Source organism: Vibrio sp. Y176, assembly GCF_033438945.1.
Map to the genome: position 1 here is coordinate 1 of NZ_JAWOQS010000051.1, position 1841 is coordinate 1841.

At 42.9% G+C, this 1841-nt stretch carries 2 protein-coding genes and 1 pseudogene; 2 read left to right on the forward strand and 1 reads right to left on the reverse strand.

Annotated features, from left to right (window positions below):
* Positions 1–168 (forward strand): annotated as a pseudogene (locus R7O13_RS23945) (ATPase); the annotation flags it as partial.
* Between the two features lie 31 nt (positions 169–199).
* Positions 200–1003: a glutamate racemase gene (gene murI, locus R7O13_RS23950; protein WP_005389694.1), complete on the forward strand. Its 804-nt coding sequence runs from the start codon at positions 200–202 to the stop codon at positions 1001–1003.
* Here the strand turns inward: murI and R7O13_RS23955 are convergent.
* Complete coding sequence (locus R7O13_RS23955; RefSeq protein ID WP_017636066.1) at positions 966–1421, reverse strand: RNA-binding protein; 456 nt, start codon at positions 1419–1421, stop codon at positions 966–968. The genes murI and R7O13_RS23955 overlap by 38 nt on opposite strands.
* Between the last annotated feature and the right edge of the window lie 420 nt (positions 1422–1841).

Below are 1841 nucleotides of genomic sequence, written 5' to 3' on the forward strand. Positions count from 1 at the left end.
CATATTGATCCATGTGGAGAAAATGGTGAGTTCCACACATTGGTGACATCAACCCCATCATTTCAAGGACATATAGAGTTGACGAAGCGAGATGTAGAATCTGGAGATAGATTCAGCCATCAAAGATACCATGCTAAAGCATTGCCAAAACAAATCTACGCAGTATGATCGCAACGTTTCTGTTCTTTAGGTAAGGCTCGTGCGAGTAGCAAGTAAGAAAAAAGTCCTAGTTTTTGACTCCGGTGTTGGTGGCCTTTCTGTATTCCAAGAGATACATCGCCTATTGCCCCAGCTAGACTACTTATACTTATTCGATAATCAGGCTTACCCTTATGGTGAACTCGATCAGGCTGTACTCATTTCACGAGTTAACCAACTGGTCTCTTCATTAGTCGAAGAACACCAAGTCGACATTGTCGTCATTGCTTGCAACACGGCGAGCACCATAGTGCTTCCTTCCTTACGCGAAAATTTATCGATTCCCGTTGTTGGTGTTGTCCCTGCGATTAAACCCGCATCGCTTTTAGCATCAAAAGGGGTAGGGCTGATCGCCACTCCGGCGACAGTAACACGCCAATATACTCACGAGTTAATACGGGACTTTGCGCAAGGCAAACCAGTTGAGCTGGTGGGATCAACTCGCTTGGTAGATATGGCCGAAGAGAAGTTGCGAGGCAACAGCGTTTCTCTCGACGAACTGACAAATATCCTGCTTCCCCTTCGCGATAAAGTCGATGTTGCGGTGCTCGGTTGTACTCACTTCCCTTTAATCAAAGAGGAGATTCATCAAGCTTTGGGTGGGGACGTTACTTTAATTGATTCAGGCGCAGCGATTGCACGTCGAGTAAAAGCATTGCTATTAAGTGATGAAATTGAGGATACAGAAGAGGGAAGTAAGTCGATTTATGCCAGTGCAACTCCTTGGCAGGAAGATGCACTGAACATTTGTTTAAAGAAGCTAGGTTTTAATCCTGTTCAGGTTTACCACCATCCGGATGTTTAGGATCGTTCGCAATTCTCACTTTTAGCGTTCTCTCCATATATTCCTTTTCATTAAGTTTAGCGATAGCTGGCTTGGCATCTGCCGCAGCCATCACTACAAAACCAAACCCTCTTCTTTTTCCAGTACGCTTATCTTTCATTAAGCGTACCGCATAGACCTGTCCATATTCAGCAAACAAATCGCGAACATGACTCTCATTGGCCTTATAAGGAAGGTTGCCGACATACAGCGTTTTAGTTGAAGGATCAGGATCCGAAGATTGAAGAACAGGTGTTTTGCTAGAAAATGAAAAAAGAAAAGCAGTAGCGATAACACCAATGAGGAAGCTCAAGGCTGGTGGGATGATGAATTGAGAGAAGATGATTCCCCCAACGATGGCCAGCCCAACACATAAAATCAGATTTTTTTTAGACGTCATTTTAATTACTACACATAGTGATAAAGAGATCGATTGCCCATTAACAGAATAGACACATGAATCTTACGTATATGGTTGGTGTTTTTCCAACCAATTGCTGTGATATGTCTCAAATGTGACGAAGAAATATGCAAATATCGCACTTTTGGCTAATTTGTGACCGGTTGGTTTTTTATTTGCAAAAAACACTTGTACTAATTTCTCAACTCCCTATACTGCGCATCCACCGACACGGAGTGAGACGAAAGTCACACAGCGAGTCGGGAAGAGAGAAAAAAGAATTTGAAAAAATGCTTGACTCTCTCACGGTGTGAAGTAAGATACGCACCCCTAACGACGAGCGACTAAGTTGCTGAAAATGTTAGAAAAGCTCTTTAAAAATAAGAACCTATCAATCTGTGTGGGCACTCGTTGATGATA